The organism is Dietzia maris (assembly GCF_014144855.1).
GTDB classification, from domain to species: domain Bacteria; phylum Actinomycetota; class Actinomycetes; order Mycobacteriales; family Mycobacteriaceae; genus Dietzia; species Dietzia kunjamensis.
Genome location: NZ_JAALDN010000469.1, coordinates 1 through 1628, shown reverse-complemented (window position 1 = coordinate 1628; position 1628 = coordinate 1). Strand labels below are relative to the sequence as shown.

The window sequence follows — 1628 nt, the reverse complement described above, 5'->3', positions numbered from 1 at the left end:
GGTACCGCTCTTCCTTACCCGCCGGTAGCCTCGGTGCCATGAGCCGACCCGCGCCCCATGTGTACGACCGTCTCCGCGACCTCGTCGCGATCCCCGAATTCCGGGCCGATCCCTCAAGCCGCCCGTCGGCGATGATCACCGAGGTCTTCACCGGTGACCCGCTCGCGGAGATCCCCGCCGGCACCGCCGACGATGTCACCGCCGCCGTCGAGCGGGCCCGGGCCGCGCAGGTCGCGTGGGCCGAACGAGACGTCGCCGACCGGGTCGCCGTCATCACCCGCTTCGCCAAGCAGATCATGCGCAACCGCGGCGAACTCATGGACATCGTGCAGGCAGAGACAGGCAAGAGCCGCGCCTCCGCACAGGAGGAGGTGCTGGACTGCCTCATCACCGCGCGTCACTACGCCCGGACCGCGCCCGGGCTGCTCGCCCCCAAGCGCGTCCAGGGCATGCTGCCGGGACTGACCAAGGCCGTGGTGCGCCGCCAGCCCAAGGGCGTCGTGGGCGTGATCGCGCCGTGGAACTACCCGCTCAACCTCGCCGCCACCGACGCGCTCGCCGCCCTGCTCGCGGGCAACGCCGTGGTGATCAAGCCCGCCTCCATCACGCCGTTCTGTGCCCTCGCCGCCGCCGACATGCTCTACCGGGCGGGCCTGCCGCGCGACCTGTTCCAGGTGGTGCCCGGTTCGGGCGGGACCGTCGGCGGCGCGATCGTGGAGAACGTCGACTACCTCATGTTCACCGGCTCCACCGCGACCGGCCGCACGCTGGGCCGCCAGTGCGGCGAGCGCCTGATCGGGTTCTCGGCCGAACTCGGCGGGAAGAACGCCATGATCGTGACCGAGGGTGCCGACCTCGACGAGGTGGCCGAGGTCGCCACGCGCGCGTTCTTCTCCAACTCGGGTCAGCTGTGCATCTCGGTCGAGCGGGTCTACGTGGAGCGCTCCGTCGCGCCGCAGCTCATCGAGAAGCTCACCGCGCGTGTGCAGTCCATGAGCGTGGGGCCCGGCTACGACTTCGAGGCCGAGATGGGCAGCCTCATCTCCCGTGACCAGCTGGACACCGTCTCCGCACACGTCGACGACGCGGTGGCCAAGGGCGCGCGCGTCCTGGCCGGCGGACGCGCCCGGCCGGACCTGGGCCCGCTGTTCTACGAGCCGACCCTGCTCACCGACGTGCCCTCCGGCGCGACCTGCTACGGCGAGGAGACCTTCGGCCCGGTCGTGTCGATCTACCCGGTCGACTCGGTCGAGGAGGCGATCGCCGAGGCCAACGACACCGAGTACGGGCTCAACTCGTCGGTGTTCGCGGGGTCCGACTCCGAGGGCGAGCAGATCGCGGCGCGCCTGCGGACCGGCACCGTCAACGTCGGCGAGGGCTACGTCGCGGGCTGGGGCTCCGTCGCGGGCCCGATGGGCGGCATGGGCGCCTCCGGTGTGGGCCGACGCCACGGCGACGAGGGACTGCTCAAGTACACCGAGGCGCAGACGATCGCCACTCAGCGCGTCGTGCACATGGGCGGGCCGTCGTTCCTGCCCCGCACGCGGTGGCAGCAGTTGCTCGCGCCCGCCACCGACGCCATGCGCTTCCTGCCGGGGCGGTAGGCGGGAGCTCGCGCGGGTGGCCGG

Annotated in this window: 1 protein-coding gene; it reads left to right on the top strand. The window is 72.1% G+C overall.

All coding sequences use genetic code 11. From position 1 onward, the window contains the following. Positions 1-38 precede the first annotated feature (38 nt). The gene (locus tag G6024_RS14445) at positions 39-1604 is read left to right on the top strand and encodes a succinic semialdehyde dehydrogenase (protein WP_069389401.1); all 1566 of its coding nucleotides are present in this window, start codon (positions 39-41) and stop codon (positions 1602-1604) included. The last annotated feature ends 24 nt before the right edge of the window (positions 1605-1628 follow it).

Excerpts from the sequence above, each read along its gene's own strand:
- G6024_RS14445 (WP_069389401.1), top strand. The coding sequence starts at position 39 with ATGAGCCGACCCGCGCCCCATGTGTACGACCGTCTCCGCGACCTCGTC.